The sequence below is a fragment of the Cryptosporangium arvum DSM 44712 genome, from assembly GCF_000585375.1.
Lineage (GTDB): Bacteria > Actinomycetota > Actinomycetes > Mycobacteriales > Cryptosporangiaceae > Cryptosporangium > Cryptosporangium arvum.
In genome coordinates, this window is the sequence record NZ_KK073874.1 from 6,462,387 (window position 1) to 6,476,976 (window position 14,590).

A 14,590-nucleotide genomic window follows, 5' to 3' on the forward strand; every position below is an offset into this window, starting at 1 on the left:
GGTGTGACAAGGCTTGAATCAGAACGCGTTCTAGACCGGAGCCCTCATGCTCGACGACGTCGAACTGCAAGCGGCGGCGGACGCCCTCCGGGCGGCCGAGCGCGACCGGGTGGCGATCCCACCGCTGATCACCACGTATCCGGGCATCGGCGCCGGCGATGCCTACCGCATCCAGCTGCTCAACATCGAGCGGCGCAGCGCCGCGGTGGTCGGCCACAAGGTCGGGCTCAGTTCCGAGGCCATGCAGCAGATGATGGGCGTGGACGAGCCCGACTACGGCCACCTGCTCGCCGACATGCGCCACACCGAGGACGAACCGGTCGACGCGGGCCGCTACCTGCTCCCCCGGGTCGAGCCCGAGGTCGGCTTCATCCTCGGCGACGACCTGCCGGAAGACTGCACCGAGGAGCAGGCCCTCGCGGCCACCGAGGCCATCGCGCCCGCGCTCGAACTCATCGACAGCCGCATCGTCGAGTGGAAGATCGCCCTCGCCGACACGATCGCCGACAACGCGTCCTCGGCCGGCTTCGTGCTCGGCCGGGCCCGGATCGATCCGCGCACGGTCGACCTCACCGCGCTCCCGGTGCTCCTGCACCGCAACGACGAGCAGGTCGGCGCGGGCACGTCGGCCGCCGTGCTCGGCAACCCGCTGGTGGCGGTCGCCTGGCTCGCCCGCACGGTCGCACGGTTCGGGGTCCGGCTGCGTGCCGGGCACGTGGTGCTCCCCGGCTCCTGCACCCGCGCGGTCGACGCCCGCCCCGGCGACGTGTTCCGGGCCGAGTTCGGGGCGCTCGGCGCCGTCCACCTCACGTTCAAGTGACAACCCCGACCCGAGCGAGGTGACGCATGAGGAAGGCACGGGCAGCGATCGTCGGCTCCGGCAACATCGGCACCGACCTGATGTACAAACTGCTGCGCTCCGACACCGTCGAGCCGCAGTGGATGATCGGCATCGACCCCGGTAGCGAGGGCCTGCGGCGGGCGGCGAATGCGGGCCTGGAGGTGAGCGCCGAGGGCGTCGACTGGCTGCTGGCGCGCGACGAGCGTCCGGAGCTGGTGTTCGAGGCCACCTCGGCGTCGGTGCACCGGGCCAACGCGCCGCGGTACGCGGAGGCCGGGATCGTCGCGGTCGACCTCACGCCGGCCGCGGTCGGTCCCGCCGTGATCCCGTCGGTCAATCTGGGCGACGAGCTGGGCGCCACCAATGTCAACCTCATCACCTGCGGCGGGCAGGCGACGATCCCGATGGTCGCCGCCGTGTCGCGGGCCACCCCGGTGCGGTACGCCGAGATCGTGGCCACCGTGGCGTCGAAATCGGCCGGGCCGGGCACCCGGGCCAACATCGACGAGTTCACCCGGGTCACCAGCCGCGGGCTCGAGACGATCGGCGGCGCCGACAGAGGCAAGGCGATCATCGTGCTCAACCCGGCCGACCCGCCGATGATCATGCGCGACACGATCTTCTGCCAGGTCTCCCCGGACGCCGACCGGGCCGCGATCACCACGTCGGTGGAGCGGATGGTCGCGGACGTGGCCACTTACGTCCCCGGTTACCGGCTCCTCAACGAGGTGCAGTTCGACGACGACCGGGTGAGCATCTTCATCGAGGTCGAGGGCGCGGGCGACTACCTGCCGCCGTACGCGGGCAACCTCGACATCATGACCGCGGCGGCCGCCCGGGTGGGCGCCGAGCTGGCCTCCCGGAAGGTGACGGCATGATCCGCATCACGGACACCTCCCTGCGTGACGGCTCCCACGCGAAGCGCCACCAGTTCACCGTCGACGAGGTGCGCGCGGTCGTCGGCGCCCTGGACGCGGCCGGGGTGCCGGTGCTCGAGGTGACCCACGGCGACGGGCTCGGCGGCTCCTCGTACAACTACGGGTTCAGCCACACGCCGGAGCAGGAGCTCATCCGCACCGCGGTGGCCACGGCCACGCAAGCCAAGATCGCGTTCCTGATGCTGCCCGGCGTCGGCGTGAAGGACGACATCCGCGCCTCGGCCGACAACGGCGCATCGATCTGCCGGGTCGCCACGCACTGCACCGAGGCCGACGTCTCGATCCAGCACTTCGGCCTCGCCCGCGATCTCGGTCTGGAGACCGTGGGGTTCCTGATGATGGCGCACTCGATCCCGCCGGAGGACCTGGCGAAACAGGCGCGGATCATGGCCGACGCCGGCTGCCAGTGCGTCTACGTCGTCGACAGCGCCGGAGCGCTGGTGATGGACCAGGTCGGCGACCGGGTCTCCGCGCTCGTCGCCGAGCTGGGCGACGACGCGACGGTCGGCTTCCACGGGCACGAGAACCTCGGGCTGGGCGTGGCCAACTCGGTGCTGGCCGTCCGCGCCGGCGCGCGGCAGATCGACGGTTCCACCCGGCGCTTCGGGGCCGGGGCCGGCAACACTCCGGTCGAGGCGTTCGTCGGGGTGTGCGACAAGCTGGGCATCGAGACCGGCATCGACTTCTTCAAGATCGTCGACGCCGCCGAGGACGTGGTGCTGCCGACGATGCCCGAGGAGTGCCGTCTCGACCGGATGGCGCTGATCATGGGCTACGCCGGGGTGTACTCGAGCTTCCTCAAGCACGCGTTCCGGCAGGCCGAGCGGTACCAGGTGTCGGGCGCCGAGATCCTGGTGCGGGCGGGTGCGCGCAAACTCGTCGGTGGCCAGGAGGATCAGCTGATCGACATCGCGCTCGAGCTTCAGCGCGAGGCGGCGGCCGCCACGAACCAGTCCCCGGCCAGCACCGGCTGACCGCCGATCTCGTCGGCCAGCTGTTCGGCCCGGAGGAAACGCTTGAACACGTGATGGCGCGAGCCGTCGTTGAGGATTCGTTCCTGCAGCTGTTCGGCGGTGGCGCCCGGGCGAAGGGCGGTGTCCACGACGACGAGCTCGTGCGCCACCCGGCGAGCCTCGCCCAGGAACACCGCCCGCTCGGCCGGCGGCAGGTGCCCCTAGAAGTGGCCGGTGAACACGCGCTCGAAGCTGTCGTCGGCGAACGGCAGGTCGAGCGCGTCACCGCGCATCGCGATCCCGGTACGCAGCCGCCGCTGGGTCAGCGTCACCATCGCCGGGCTCTGGTCCAGCGCGACCACGAGTCCACGCAGGTGCCGCGTGAGGAACCCGCTGCCGCACGCGACGTCGAGCGTGCGCGCCGGCTCCAGGGCGTGGACGAACCGGCACAGGTCGTCGACCTCGGCGTCCCAGCCGGGCCGGGGCCGCGACGCGAACCGCCCGAGGCTCTCGTACCACTCGTCGTACTCCGCGGCGCGCTGCTCGTAGTACGCCGCCGTCCCGGGATCACGCGCGAACGAAGGCATCCGTCCACGATCGCTCCGATTCGGCGACCACGCAATCGGGGAAACCCTCCATCCCGGATGCGGTGCGTGGAAACAGCGCCCCGCGGCATCAACACGCCGATCGCCCCTCCCGCCCGGCGCGACGACAACGGGCTCGGCAGCACCGGTACCGTCGCCGCCGGCCGGGCCGCCGGCCACACGATCGCCGCTGCGTACCGAGCATCCGTACGTTCGCGGTCGGGGCCGGTGCTTCCGGCGCCGCGTGGTCTCGCTCCCGGCCGGTGGCGCGGGCGTCCGGTAGGTCCCCGACATCGCACCGGCATTCCCGCCGCGAACAAACCCCTCGCGGGCGTGCCGGTGCCGCCCGTTCCGGGGAGCCGTCGCCCGGGCTACCCCGCGGTGAGCACCAGCCCGCTGGTCGGGACACCGGTGCCAGCCGTCACCAGCACCGTCGACGCGCCCGGGACCTGGTTCACCGCGCTTCCCCGGAGCTGGCGGACCCCCTCGGCGATGCCGTTCATCCCGTGGATGTACGCCTCGCCGAGCTGCCCGCCGTGCGGGTTCGTCGGCAGCGCACCGTCGAGCCCCAGGGCACCGCCGGCGACGAAGCCCGCGGCCTCCCCGCGTCCGCAGAAGCCGAGTTCCTCCAGCTGCACCAGCACGAACGGCGTGAAATGGTCGTAGAGCACGGCGACGTCCACGTCGGACGGACCGAGCCCGGCCTGGCCCCACAGCTGCCGCGCCACCGTCCCCAGCTCCGGCAACCGCGTCAGGTCGTCGCGGTAGTAGCTGGTCATCAGGTACTCGTCGTCGCCGCTGCCCTGGGCCGCGCCCGCGATCAGCACCGGCGCCCGCCGGAGGTCGCGGGCCCGTTCGGCCGACGTCACGACGAGGGCCACGCCGCCGTCGCTCTCCTGGCAGCAGTCGAAGAGCCGCAGCGGCTCGCAGATCCACCGCGACGCCTGGTGTTCCTCCAGCGTGATCGGGCGCTGGTAGAACCAGGCGGCCGGGTTGGTCGCCGCGTGGGCGCGCATCGTCACCGCCACCCGGCCCAGGTCCTCGGACGAGGCGCCGTAGGTGTGCAGGTAACGCTGCGCGAACATCGCCACCCAGCTCGCCGGCGTGCCGAGCCCGAACGTGTACGCCCACCCCGCGTCCACCCCGCCGGTGGTCGGCGCTCCGGCCAACCCGGCCTGCACCTGGCCGAACCGGTGACCGGAGCGCTCGTTGAACGCCCGGTAACAGACCACCACCGACGCGACGCCGGTCGCCACCGCCATCGCGGCCTGCTGCACGGTGGCGCAGGCGGCACCGCCCCCGTAGTGGACCCGGCTGAAGAACGTCAGCTCGGGGATGCCCACCTCGCGGGCGACCGCGATCTCGGTGTTGTTGTCCTGGGTGAAGCTCACCAACCCGTCGACGTCGGCGGGGGTGAGCCCGGCGTCGTCGAGGGCGGCCCGGACGGCCTGCGCGGCGAGTTTGAGCTCGCTGCGCCCGGAGTCCTTGGAGAAGTCGGTGGCGCCGATTCCCACCAGCGCGGCCCGGCCGGACAGACTCACAGCGTCACCCTCACGGTCCCGCGGACATGGTCACCACGACTCACCCGGCCGACCACCGCGACCGTGAGCTCCGAGCCCTCGGACGACGTCACCGAGCCCGAGAACGTCAGCCGGTCGTACGCGTAGCACGGCACACCGAGCCGGATCTTGACCCCGCCCACCCGCGCCGACGGCCCCGCCCAGTCGGTGACGTACCGCTGCACCAGGCCGGTCGTCGTCAGGATGTTGAGGAAGATGTCCTGGGAGCCGCGCGCGACCGCGAGATCACGGTCGTGATGCACCTCCTGGAAGTCGCGGGTGGCGATCGCGGTGCTGACGATGAACGTCGGCGTCACCTCGAGGACGAGTTCCGGCAACTGCGTCATCGAACCCTCCACGCGGGCAGCGTCAGCTCGGCGTCGATCTTCTGCCAGGTCAGTTCCACCGGGGTGCCGATCTCCGGCCGGCCGTCGAGCACCTCGCCGAGGATCCGGACACCTTCCTCCAGTTCCACCAGCGCGACGACGTACGGCGTCGCGCGCCCCGGGACCGGTGGGTGGTGGTGCACGACGTAGCTGAACACCGTGCCGCGCCCGGAGGCGACGACGTACCCGGTGAACTCCGAGCCGCAGGAACGGCAGAACGGCCCCGGCGGGTGGCGGAGGGCCCCGCACTTCTCGCATTTCTGGATGCGTAGCTCGCCCCGCCCGGTGCCGTCCCAGAAGAACCCGGTGTCCCGGCTGACGACCGGGCGCAGCACGCCGCCGGACGGCTTCGGCGCCGGCCGGAACTTCAGCACCCGCCACGCCATCTCGGCTACCGGCTCGTCCCCGGAGTACCAGGTGTTGTGCGTCGTCACGAACCAGCCTTCGCCGAGCGCGGTCTGCTTCGGCCCGGTGACCTCACCCAGCCGGGACCGCACGGTCAGCTCCTCGCCGGGGCGCAAATAACGGTGATAGGTCTGGTCGCAGTCGGTGGCGACGATCGAGGGGTAGCCGGCCTCGGTGAGCACGCCGAGCATCAGCCAGAGCGGGTCGTCGGCGTCGCGTACCCGGCCCAGGCCCGGCATCGTCCAGACCTGGATCATCGCCGGCGGCACGACGACGCCGGGATGGCCGGCCGCGCGCGCCGCGTCCTCGTCGACGTAGATCGGGTTCTCGTCACCGAGCGCGTCGAGCCAGGCATGCGTCACCGGCTCGTTCACCGGGTCGCGGGCGACGAACGGCGCGCTCTCGCCCCGGGCCCGGATCTTCTCGGCGGCTCCGAGGATGTCGGCGGTCATCGGGGAACCCTCTCCAGACCGAGGCCGGCGGTGGCGATGAGTTCGCGCTGGATCTCGTCGACCCCGCCGCCGAACGTCAGCACGGTGTTGCGTTTGCGGTGGACGTCGAGCCAGCGGAGCAACGCGGCGGTCCCGGGGTCGGCCGGGTCGCCGTGCCGGGACACGACGTCCTCCAGCAGCGGCCAGGCCCACTGGGCGGCCTGGGCGGCGAAGACCTTCGACGCGGACGCGTCCGCGACCTCCCCCGTGCCGCCCGCCGCCGCCGCCACCTGCCAGTTGAGCAGCTCGTTCGCGCGCTGGAACGCGTGCACCCGGCCGAGGGAGCGCCGGACGTCGGGGCGGTCGAGCAGCGGTGTGCCGTCCGGATCGGTCCGGGTGGACGCCCAGGACCGCACCCGGTCGAGCAGGCCGCCGAGCCGCCCGGCCGGGCCGAGCATCACCCGTTCGTGGTTGAGCTGGGTGGTGATCAGCCGCCAGCCCCGGTTCTCCTCGCCGACGCGCATCGCGACCGGCACCCGCACCTCGCGGTAGTAGGTGGCGTTGACGTGGTGCGCGCCGTCGGACGTGATGATCGGCGTCCAGGAGTAGCCGGGGTCGCGGGTGTCGACGATCAGGATCGAGATGCCGCGGTGCTTGGGTGCGTCGGGGTCGGTGCGGCAGGCCAGCCAGACGTAGTCGGCGTCGTGTCCGCCGGTGGTGAAGATCTTCTGACCGTCGACGACGTAGTCCGCGCCGTCGCGGACGGCCCGGGTGCGCAGCGAGGCCAGGTCGGTGCCGGCCTCGGGCTCGGTGTAGCCGATCGCGAAGTGGACGTCGCCGCGCAGGATGCCGGGCAGGAAGCGCGCCTTCTGCTCCTCGGTGCCGTAGCGCTGCAACGTCGGGCCGACGGTCTCCAGCGTCACCGACGGCAGCGGGACGTCGGCGCGGGTGGCCTCGTTGACGAACAGCTGCTGTTCGACCGGGCCGAGGCCGCGCCCGCCGTACTCGGTCGGCCAGCCGAGCCCGAGCCACCCGTCACGGCCCAGCCGGCGGATCAGGTCGCGGTACTCGGGGCCGTGCCGGTCGACGAGCATCGCCTCCCGCTCGGCCGGCGAGAGCACGCCGGCGAAGTACGCGCGCATCTCCTCGCGCAGGGCCCGTTGTTCGGCCGTCAGGTCGATCAGCACTTCTCCCCCAGGTACCGCGCGCCGAGCCGGTCGAGAGCGTCCGACGAACCGCCGACCAGCCGCGCGAGGTCGCTCGCCGCGGCCGAGAACCGGTGCAGCGGGTAGTCCCGGTCGAGGCCGAGACCGCCGTGCAGGTGATGACAGGTGCCGATCGCCGCCGGGAGCTCGGTCGCCACCCAGTACGCGGCCACCTCGGCGTCGGTGCCCGGGTCGAGGTCGTTCGACAACCGCCAGACCGTGGACTGCGCCAGCAGGTGGAGCGTGCGTGAGGCCAGGTAGACGTCGGCGATCTGCTGGGCGACCGCCTGGAACGTCGCCAGCGGACGCCCGAACTGGTGCCGGGCGGCCACGTGCGCAACGGTCAGCTCCAGCGCGCCGGAAAGCAGGCCGTCGCCGTAGCTGACCGCGGCGGCGAGCGCGAGCCGGTACAGGTCGCGCACCGCGTCGGGCCCGCCCACCAGCGCCTGCGCGGGCACCGCATCGAACGAGACCCGGTAGGGCGCGTTCGGCCCGGCGCCCGGTACCCGGGAGACGTCGATCCCCGGCGAGGCGAGATCGACGAGCAGGAGCGCAGGGCCGGCCACCGGCACCAGCACGTACTCGGCCGCGCCGGCGTCGGGAACGCCGAGCTTGACCCCGGAGACCACGAGACCGTCGGCCACCGTCCGGGGCTCGGCCGGGAACGGCGTCGAGGGCTCGTGCAGCGCGACGGTGATCACGGCGCCGTCGTCGACGACGCGCCGGAGCAAATCCTCCGCGGCGCCGCACCGCGCCAGCGCCAGCGCGCCGACGCCGAGCGTGGCGAAGAACGGGGTGGTGGCCGCCCGGCGCCCGAGCTCGGTGAGCACGACCGCGGCTCCGGCCGGCCCGAGGTCGTCCCCGCCGACGCCGGAGGGTAAGGAGAGTTCCACGAGCCCGGCGTCGACGAGCGCGTCCCACAGGCCCTCGCCGGCGGAGCGCTCGACCACCAGCGCGGCCAGCTCCGCGGCGTCACGCAGCGGTGGTTCCGCAGTGAAGTCCACCACCGGATACTAGAACAGGTTCTATCCGTGCGTCGCGGCGTTCCGCGACGAAGAGAACGGTTTCTCCACTGTCACGAGGGGACGATCGTGCGTTACGGGAACGTGACGGGCGGGCGGCACTAGAACGTGTGACTCCTCGGCCGAGGTACTCTGTGCAGGTATCCGTCAGACCCAGGGGGTAGACCCGATGGCCGGACCATCTCGTGCGCGCGGTGGCGGTTCGAGCGTCCTCAACACGCTCAACGCGCTCACCGAGGACGACCTCGGCTCGGCCGCGCAGCGCGACCGGCGCAAGCGGATGCTCGACGCCACGATCGCGCTGGCGACCAAGGGCGGCTACGAAGCCGTGCAGATGCGCTCGGTCGCGGAGAACGCCGACGTCGCGCTGGGCACGCTCTACCGGTACTTCCCCTCGAAGAACCACCTGCTGGTCACCGGCCTCGCCCGGGAGTTTGAGAGCGCCCAGGAGCGGCTCGACCGGGTCGACATCCCCGGCGAGACGCCGAGCGAGCGGGTGCTGTTCGTGCTCGGGCGGGTGACCCGGAAGCTGCAGCGCTACCCGCAGCTCACCGAGGCGATGACGCGGGCGTTCATGTTCGCCGACGCCAGCGTGTCGGCCGAGGTCGACACGGTGGCCCGGCTGATGGAGCGGATGTTCGGGCAGGCCATCCACGAGGAGCCGAACGCCGAAGACCTGGCGATCGCCCGGGTGATCGGCGACGTGTGGCTCTCCAACCTGGTCGCCTGGGTCACCCGGCGGGCCTCGGTCAGCGACGTCGCGGCCCGCCTCGAACTCACCGTGCACCTGCTTCTAGACAACGTCAGCGAGCGGAGCGCAGCGTCAGCACCGTGATCTCGCTCGGCGCGAAGATCCGGAACGGCGGGCCCCAGAAGCCGGTGCCCCCGCTGGTGTAGAGCTGCGTGCGCTCGCCGTGGCGCGACAGGCCACGCACGACCGGCTGGTCGAGCCGGACCAGGAAGTTGAACGGCCACATCTGGCCGCCGTGCGTGTGCCCCGAGACCTGCAGGTCGATGCCGGCCTCGGCGGCGTGCCGGACGAACTTCGGCTGGTGGGCCAGCAGCAGCACCGGCAACTCGGGGTCGGCCCCGTCCAGCGCCGCCGCCAGGTCGGTGCGGTGGCCGGGCAGCCCGGACGACTTCGCGGTGACGTCGTCGACGCCGGCGACCACGAGCCGGTCGCCGCCGCGCTCCACCACCACGTGCCGGTTGTGCAGCGAGTTCCAGCCCAGGTCGGTCATCCGGTCGAGCCAGCCCTGGGCCTCGTTGAAGTACTCGTGGTTGCCGGTGACGTAGACCTTGGCCAGCCGTGCGTTCAGCGTGCCCAGCGGTGCGGCCTGCTCCCGCCGCTGGTCGGGCGTGCCGTCGGCGATGTCACCGGCGTGCGCGACGACGTCCGCGTCGAGCGTGTTGATCAGCTCGGCGGTCCTGCGTGACCACTCGGCCCGGTCGATCGGGCCGTAGTGGGTGTCGGCGATCAGCACGACCCGGGTGCCGTCCAGGCCGGCGCCGAGGCGCGGCAGCGTCACGTCGAGTTCGCGGACGCGGGAGACACGCATCGCCTCGTAGTGGCCCCAGGCCAGCAGCGCGACGCTCACGACGAGCGTGAACACGGTGGTGATCCGGGAGGCGTGCCCGACCCCGCCCAGCCACAGCGCGAGCCGCAGCACGTCGCCGATCACCGACCAGACGAACAGCACCCAGACGACGCCGAGCAACGTGTCGCCGATGCGGGCGGCCCGATCGTCGTGGCGGCCGTGGCCACGCATCATCGAGACCGGCAGGCCCACGAACCCGGCCAGCACCACCAGCGAACCGACCAGGACGACGGCGAGCGGCCAGTCGTTGGACGGGCCGAGCAGCGTCCACCAGGGCACGCCGAACAGCAGCAGCGAGATGACGACGACGATGCCGAGGAACGCCGAGGGGCGCCGGCCGCGCTCGGGGGTGGGTGCCGGCCCGGCGTCGGCGACACTCTGGGGTGGCGAATCGAGATCGGCCACGGCGTACTCCTGTTCGACGGTTCCGGCTAACGGAGCGACGGCTCCGCTAATCCCAACGGCACGCTACTCGCGGTGATTCCGCGTTCCCCCGGTAACCCGCGCCACCCCGCTACTCCCGATCGCCGCCGGTGCGGTAGCGGCGCACGGCCGGGAGCGACGCGGCGATCGCGACCGCGCCGAGGACACACGCGACGCCGCCCAGCGCGGCGCTCGCGGCCGGGCCGACCGCGGCCGCCACCACCCCCGCGCGGGCGTTGCCCAGCTGCGGCCCGCCCGCCCCCACCACGAAGTCGACGCCGCTGATCCGCCCGCGCAGCTCGTCGGGTGTCGTCAGCTGCAGGATCGTGCCGCGGAACACCACCGTGACGACGTCGGCCGCGCCCGCGACCACCAGGCACACCAGCGCGAGCCAGAGCGCCGGGCTCAACCCGAGCCCGACGATCGCCGCTCCCCACACCCCGACCGCCACCAGCATCGCCGCCCCCTGGCGCCGGACCCCGCTCAGCGGGCCGGAGAACACGCCCGCCGCCAGCCCGCCGAGCCCGATGGCCGCGTAGAGCAGGCTCGCGGCGGCCTCCCCGCCGCCGAACCGGGTGACCGCCAGCGCCGGGAAGAGCGCCGCCGGCATGGCCAGCGCCATCGCGTTCAGATCGGCCAGCAGGCTGCCCGCGACCAGCGGGTTGCGCCGGGCGTACCGCAACCCGTCGACGACCGAGCGGAGCCCGACGGCGGTGCCCCCACCGTCGGGCGGGATCGCCCGAATTCCGGCGACCGCCCACGCGGAAACCGCATAGCTCACCGCGTCGGCCAGGTAGACGGCGGCGACCCCGGCCGTCGCGATCAGCCCGCCCGCGAGCAGCGGCCCGGCCAGAGCGCTGACCTGCCAGCCGAGGTGGGTGAGCGCCGCCGCCGCAGGAAGGAGCCCCGGCGGCAGGAGGCGCGGCGCGAACGTGCGCCGGGCCGGCGCGTCGACCGCGGAGAGCCCGGACTGGGCCGCGGCCAGGACGTAGAGCAGCACGAGCTGACGCAGGTCGAGCAGCGCCTGCACGGCGAGCAGCGCGGCGACGAGCGTCAGGCCGAGGCTGGTGACCAGCACGAGCCGACGCCGGTCGACCGCGTCGGCGATCGAACCGCCGAGCAGCCCCAGGGCGAGCGTGGGCGCCATCGTGACCAGCCCGATCGCACCGACCGCGAACGACGAGCCGGTGAGCCGGAAGACCTCGATCGCCAGCGCGACCCCGGTCATGCCGGTGCCGACGGCCGAGATCAGGTGGCCGGCCCAGAGTCTCCGGAACTCCGGTGAGGTCCGGAGTGGACGGGTGTCGGCCAGCAGTGGCGTCACAGCCGGGAAGCTAGCCCGGCCCCCCGACAGAAATCTGACCGTCGACACAGCGTAGACATTCGCGCTACCGTCGAGGGCAACCCCGTCGAGGAGGTAGCGATGCCGACCACCATCGAAACCACGACCGCGGCCTGGCGCACAGCCGGCGAGCGCGGTGACGCCGAGGGAGCCGCCGCCTGCCTGGCCGAGAACGCCGTCGCGATCTCCCCGCTCACCGCCGCGTTCCGGTTCGAAGGGCGCGAGCAGGTGCGTCAGATGCTCGTCGCCGCCGTGCAGGTCTTCGACGACCTCCGCTACCACACCGAGGTCGGCGACGAGCGCACCCGCGCGCTGTTCCTCACCGGCCGGGCCGGCCAGGAACAGTTCGAGGAGGCGCAGCTACTGCGCTTCGACGACGCGGGCCGCATCGTCGAGCTGACGCTGTTCGGTCGTCCGCTGCCCGCGCTCACCCAGGTGATGAGCACGATCGGTCCGGCGCTGCTCCGGGCCCAGGGGCGTCCGGGGCTGGCCCGCGTGATCCGGGCCGCGACCGTGCCGCTGCACGCGATGACACGCCTCGGCGAGCGCACCCTGGTCCCGCTGGCCGACCCGAAGCGCAGCCGCTGAAAGCCACCCACCGACCCCGACCGCGGCCGCTGAAAGCCACCCACCGACCCCGACCGCGGCCGCTGAAAGCCGCCCACCGACCCGAACCGCGGTCACCGGAGGCGCGCGAGCATCACCGATGTCAGCCGGCGGGCCGCGGAGGCGGCTCCGTCGACGTCGCCGGACGCGATCGCCGCCGCGAGCACACGCTGGGTCGCCAGATCGGCGGCCTCGGGCGCGGACAGCTCCCGGGTGACGTCGGCGTTCTGGTTCATCGCCAGCACCAGGCTGTTGTACGACAGCTGATACGCGAGGTTGTCCCCGGCGACGATGATCAGCCGCCAGAACTGCTCGTAGCGCTCGGCCAGCACGTCCGGATCGGTCACCCCGGTCGACCCGGTGACGAATCCTTCGATCTCGGCGGCCGCCCCGGCCGAGGCCCGCGCGGCCGCCAGCCGGGCGGCGTCCACGCCGATCGCGAGCCGCATCTCCAGCGCCGAGCGCAGGATCTCCCCGCCGGGCGAATCCAGCGACGCGGCCAGGTCGCCGAGCAGCTCGAGCCCGGCCGAGACCCGCCAGTCCAGCACCCGGGTGGCACCGCCGTGGCTCACCTCGACCAGGCGCGCCTGCTGCAGCCGCCGGATCGCCTCCCGCAGCCCGTGCCGCGCCACCCCGAACTCCTCGGCCAGCGCCCGCTCGCCGGGCAGCGCCGATCCGGCCGCCAGCGACCCGGTCAGGATCGCGTCACGCAACTGCCGGTACACCGCATCGGAGACGCCACCGCGCGCGATCGGGCTGAAGGTCACGTCACCGACTTTACGGGCGGCGCCCATCCCGGCCCGCGCAGCAGGTGACCGACGCGGTGACGCCAGCAGGACGCGCTCCGCACGGCGCGGGCGATCTTCCCGTACTCCCCGAACGCCACCCGGATCGGGTTGTACGTGCCGATGTTCGTGGTCAGGCCGTAGATCACGCGCTCGCCCTCGGGCTCGAACGTGCGGAACAACCGGTCCCAGACGATCAGGATGCCGCCGTAGTTGCGGTCGAGATACACCTGCTGCGTGCCGTGGTGGACACGGTGATGCGACGGGGTGTTGAACACCGCCTCGTACCAGCGCGGCATCCGATCGATGCGCTCGGTGTGGAGGAAAAATTGATATATCAAATTCACCGACAGCTGGAAGAAGATCATCCACGGTGGAATGCCGATCGCCGCGAGCGGTAGCCAGAACGGCAGCGCGGTGAACGGCGTCCAGGGCTGGCGGAGCGCGGTGGAGAGGTTGTAGCGCCGGCTCGAGTGGTGCACCACGTGGGAGGCCCAGAGGATCCGCACCTCGTGGTGCGAGCGGTGATACCAGTAGTAGGCCAGGTCGTCGGCGAAGAACAACAGCACCCACGTCCCGATCGACGTCGGGTCCAGCCGTAACGGGGTGAGCGCGTACACCCCGGCCAGCGCCGCGAGCGTCACGATCTTCCAGAACGCCTCCACGACGAGGAACCCGAGCCCCATCGACAGGCTCGTCACCGTGTCCCACGCCGTGTAGCCGAGCTCGCTCTCGTCGCTCAGCAAGCGGTAGGAGGCGATCTCCAACGCCACGAACAGCACGAAGACCGGGATGGCGAACACGAGCACGTATTCGGTCATGCGACCAGGCTACGAGAGCTGGTCCACTGGTTCAACCACTTCGCGGCAACGCGTGGATCGCCGCGATCAGCAGGTCCAGGCCGAACTCGAAATCGGCCTCGGGATCGTGCGCGAGCAACGCCGGTGCGGACGCGACCACGTGCGGGAACTGCGCCGGATCGACCCGGGTGAGCGACGGGGCCGTGCCCTCCTCCACCCGATCGAGCAGCTGGGCGAGCCAGAGCGCCTGCAACTGCGACCCGACCGCGTACGCCATCAGCGCGTGCACGATCCGGACCGCGGTGGCGCCCTGGAACCCCGCCTCCGCCGCCAGCGCGAGCGCCCGCTCGGCCAGCCGCGACGCCGCGGTGCTGTCGATCGAGTGGGTCAGCACCACGCGCATCGCCTGGGGGTACTCGTGAGCCGCGGTCCGGAACGCGCGCACCAGCGCCCGGGCCTCGCCCTGCCAGTCGCCGGTTCCCGCGGGCACGGTGTCGAGCCCGGCGACCACGTACTCGGCCACCCCTTCCAGCAGGGTGGCCTTGTTCGGCACGTGGTTGTACAGCGACATCACCGCGACGCCGAGCTCGGCCGCCACCGCGCGCATCGACAGTGCGTCGACCCCGTGCCGCTCGATCAGCTGGACGGCCGCGTGCACGATCCGCTCGCGGGTGAGCACCAGCCGCACCACGGGCTCCGGGGCCCTCCGCGC

The 14,590-nt window shown here is 72.4% G+C and carries 17 protein-coding genes; 5 read left to right on the forward strand and 12 right to left on the reverse strand.

Annotated elements, in window-relative coordinates; translation table 11 throughout:
* Positions 1–46: 46 nt before the first annotated feature.
* Genes CRYAR_RS29665 through dmpG form a run of 3 tightly spaced genes read left to right on the forward strand, consistent with a single transcriptional unit; the run spans position 47 to position 2,753 of the window.
* The gene (locus CRYAR_RS29665; protein ID WP_035856629.1) at positions 47–820 is read left to right on the forward strand and encodes a 2-keto-4-pentenoate hydratase; all 774 of its coding nucleotides are present in this window, start codon (positions 47–49) and stop codon (positions 818–820) included.
* A 26-nt stretch (positions 821–846) separates the two neighbouring features.
* Complete coding sequence (locus tag CRYAR_RS29670) at positions 847–1,719, forward strand: acetaldehyde dehydrogenase (acetylating) (protein ID WP_035856630.1); 873 nt, start codon at positions 847–849, stop codon at positions 1,717–1,719.
* Positions 1,716–2,753 carry a 4-hydroxy-2-oxovalerate aldolase gene (gene dmpG, locus CRYAR_RS29675; protein ID WP_035856631.1) on the forward strand — a complete coding sequence of 346 codons (1,038 nt, stop codon included), beginning with the start codon at positions 1,716–1,718 and terminating at the stop codon, positions 2,751–2,753. Before CRYAR_RS29670 ends, dmpG begins: the two co-directional genes overlap by 4 nt.
* Here dmpG and CRYAR_RS29680 read toward each other — a convergent pair.
* From CRYAR_RS29680 to CRYAR_RS29710, 7 genes are all read right to left on the reverse strand, one after another.
* On the reverse strand, positions 2,702–2,926 hold the full coding sequence (locus tag CRYAR_RS29680) for a hypothetical protein (protein ID WP_035856632.1): 225 nt from the start codon (positions 2,924–2,926) through the stop codon (positions 2,702–2,704). The genes dmpG and CRYAR_RS29680 overlap by 52 nt on opposite strands.
* Before the next feature lie 27 nt (positions 2,927–2,953).
* The gene (locus CRYAR_RS48230) at positions 2,954–3,319 is read right to left on the reverse strand and encodes a class I SAM-dependent methyltransferase (RefSeq protein WP_035856633.1); all 366 of its coding nucleotides are present in this window, start codon (positions 3,317–3,319) and stop codon (positions 2,954–2,956) included.
* Positions 3,320–3,687: 368 nt separating this feature from the next.
* Entirely contained in the window at positions 3,688–4,857 is a 1,170-nt protein-coding gene (locus CRYAR_RS29690) for a lipid-transfer protein (protein WP_035856634.1), read from the reverse strand.
* Positions 4,854–5,222, reverse strand: a complete 369-nt coding sequence (locus tag CRYAR_RS47615) for a MaoC family dehydratase (RefSeq protein WP_035856635.1) — start codon at positions 5,220–5,222, stop codon at positions 4,854–4,856. The genes CRYAR_RS29690 and CRYAR_RS47615 overlap by 4 nt, the downstream gene beginning before the upstream one ends.
* A complete protein-coding gene (locus CRYAR_RS29700) occupies positions 5,219–6,118 on the reverse strand; it encodes a bifunctional MaoC family dehydratase N-terminal/OB-fold nucleic acid binding domain-containing protein (protein ID WP_035856637.1) in 900 nt (299 codons plus the stop codon). The genes CRYAR_RS47615 and CRYAR_RS29700 overlap by 4 nt, the downstream gene beginning before the upstream one ends.
* Positions 6,115–7,284, reverse strand: coding sequence for an acyl-CoA dehydrogenase family protein (locus CRYAR_RS29705; RefSeq protein ID WP_035856638.1), 1,170 nt, complete (start codon positions 7,282–7,284; stop codon positions 6,115–6,117). Before CRYAR_RS29705 ends, CRYAR_RS29700 begins: the two co-directional genes overlap by 4 nt.
* Positions 7,278–8,306, reverse strand: coding sequence for an acyl-CoA dehydrogenase family protein (locus tag CRYAR_RS29710; RefSeq protein ID WP_035856639.1), 1,029 nt, complete (start codon positions 8,304–8,306; stop codon positions 7,278–7,280). The genes CRYAR_RS29705 and CRYAR_RS29710 overlap by 7 nt, the downstream gene beginning before the upstream one ends.
* A 187-nt stretch (positions 8,307–8,493) precedes the next feature.
* On the opposite strand from CRYAR_RS29710, the gene kstR reads away from it, so the two are divergent.
* Positions 8,494–9,159 carry a cholesterol catabolism transcriptional regulator KstR gene (kstR, locus tag CRYAR_RS29715; protein ID WP_035856640.1) on the forward strand — a complete coding sequence of 222 codons (666 nt, stop codon included), beginning with the start codon at positions 8,494–8,496 and terminating at the stop codon, positions 9,157–9,159.
* Here the strand turns inward: kstR and CRYAR_RS29720 are convergent.
* Together CRYAR_RS29720 and CRYAR_RS29725 are read right to left on the reverse strand one after the other, a co-directional pair.
* On the reverse strand, positions 9,128–10,327 hold the full coding sequence (locus CRYAR_RS29720; RefSeq protein ID WP_035856641.1) for a metallophosphoesterase: 1,200 nt from the start codon (positions 10,325–10,327) through the stop codon (positions 9,128–9,130). The genes kstR and CRYAR_RS29720 overlap by 32 nt on opposite strands.
* A 109-nt stretch (positions 10,328–10,436) precedes the next feature.
* The gene (locus tag CRYAR_RS29725) at positions 10,437–11,669 is read right to left on the reverse strand and encodes an MFS transporter (RefSeq protein WP_035856642.1); all 1,233 of its coding nucleotides are present in this window, start codon (positions 11,667–11,669) and stop codon (positions 10,437–10,439) included.
* A gap of 99 nt (positions 11,670–11,768) precedes the next feature.
* Here CRYAR_RS29725 and CRYAR_RS29730 point away from each other — a divergent pair, with 99 nt between their 5' ends.
* A complete protein-coding gene (locus CRYAR_RS29730) occupies positions 11,769–12,275 on the forward strand; it encodes a nuclear transport factor 2 family protein (RefSeq protein ID WP_035856643.1) in 507 nt (168 codons plus the stop codon).
* 92 nt (positions 12,276–12,367) lie between these two features.
* On the opposite strand, the gene CRYAR_RS29735 is transcribed toward CRYAR_RS29730, so the two are convergent.
* The 3 genes from CRYAR_RS29735 to CRYAR_RS29745 are packed head-to-tail and all read right to left on the reverse strand — an operon-like array spanning position 12,368 to position 14,566.
* The gene (locus CRYAR_RS29735) at positions 12,368–13,060 is read right to left on the reverse strand and encodes a FadR/GntR family transcriptional regulator (protein ID WP_035867902.1); all 693 of its coding nucleotides are present in this window, start codon (positions 13,058–13,060) and stop codon (positions 12,368–12,370) included.
* The gene (locus CRYAR_RS29740; protein WP_035856645.1) at positions 13,057–13,899 is read right to left on the reverse strand and encodes a sterol desaturase family protein; all 843 of its coding nucleotides are present in this window, start codon (positions 13,897–13,899) and stop codon (positions 13,057–13,059) included. Before CRYAR_RS29740 ends, CRYAR_RS29735 begins: the two co-directional genes overlap by 4 nt.
* A 31-nt stretch (positions 13,900–13,930) precedes the next feature.
* Complete coding sequence (locus CRYAR_RS29745) at positions 13,931–14,566, reverse strand: TetR/AcrR family transcriptional regulator (protein ID WP_211247702.1); 636 nt, start codon at positions 14,564–14,566, stop codon at positions 13,931–13,933.
* Positions 14,567–14,590 lie beyond the last annotated feature (24 nt).

Coding starts and splice junctions, on each gene's coding strand:
- CRYAR_RS29665 (WP_035856629.1), top strand. CDS start 47: ATGCTCGACGACGTCGAACTGCAAGCGGCGGCGGACGCCCTCCGGGCG.
- CRYAR_RS29670 (WP_035856630.1), top strand. CDS start 847: ATGAGGAAGGCACGGGCAGCGATCGTCGGCTCCGGCAACATCGGCACC.
- dmpG (WP_035856631.1), top strand. CDS start 1,716: ATGATCCGCATCACGGACACCTCCCTGCGTGACGGCTCCCACGCGAAG.
- CRYAR_RS48230 (WP_035856633.1), bottom strand. CDS start 3,319: ATGCCTTCGTTCGCGCGTGATCCCGGGACGGCGGCGTACTACGAGCAG.
- CRYAR_RS47615 (WP_035856635.1), bottom strand. CDS start 5,222: ATGACGCAGTTGCCGGAACTCGTCCTCGAGGTGACGCCGACGTTCATC.
- CRYAR_RS29700 (WP_035856637.1), bottom strand. CDS start 6,118: ATGACCGCCGACATCCTCGGAGCCGCCGAGAAGATCCGGGCCCGGGGC.
- kstR (WP_035856640.1), top strand. CDS start 8,494: ATGGCCGGACCATCTCGTGCGCGCGGTGGCGGTTCGAGCGTCCTCAAC.
- CRYAR_RS29730 (WP_035856643.1), top strand. CDS start 11,769: ATGCCGACCACCATCGAAACCACGACCGCGGCCTGGCGCACAGCCGGC.
- CRYAR_RS29740 (WP_035856645.1), bottom strand. CDS start 13,899: ATGACCGAATACGTGCTCGTGTTCGCCATCCCGGTCTTCGTGCTGTTC.